Source organism: Neisseria sp. P0001.S005, assembly GCF_051963715.1.
This window is the reverse complement of record NZ_JBQCTZ010000743.1, coordinates 1-376: the sequence shown is the minus strand read 5'-3', so window position 1 is coordinate 376 and position 376 is coordinate 1. Positions and strand designations below refer to the sequence as shown.

The 376-nt window shown below is 48.7% G+C and carries 1 pseudogene; it reads right to left on the bottom strand.

Annotation, left to right across the window (positions count from 1 at the left end):
* Positions 1 to 166: 166 nt before the first annotated feature.
* A pseudogene (locus ACTHSP_RS22650) lies at positions 167 to 376 on the bottom strand (cytochrome-c peroxidase); the annotation flags it as partial.

Below are 376 nucleotides of genomic sequence, written 5' to 3'. Positions count from 1 at the left end.
GCAAGTCTTCAATAATCAGGCTCATGATGTTCCTTTCGGATGTATGGTGAAAATCGGCTCAAGATTACCATATTGTGCGCAATCGTGAAACAAAGCTGCCCATATGGCCGGCAGCAAAAAGGCCGTCTGAAACGGATTTTCAGACGGCCTTGTTTTATGCTAACCCTTATTTGTTGTCAGGTTGGGATTTGACATCGTGGGAGACGGGCAGCTCAGGCATGGTTCGGGCAGACTCCGGAACATTGCCGGAAAGGGCTTTCAAGAAGGCAACGATGTTTTCAGTGTCTTCCGGAGCCAGGGTTTTACCCAATTGAGCTTTCGCCATGATGTTGACGGCTTTATCCAATTCCCAAACGCTGCCGTTGTGGAAGTATGG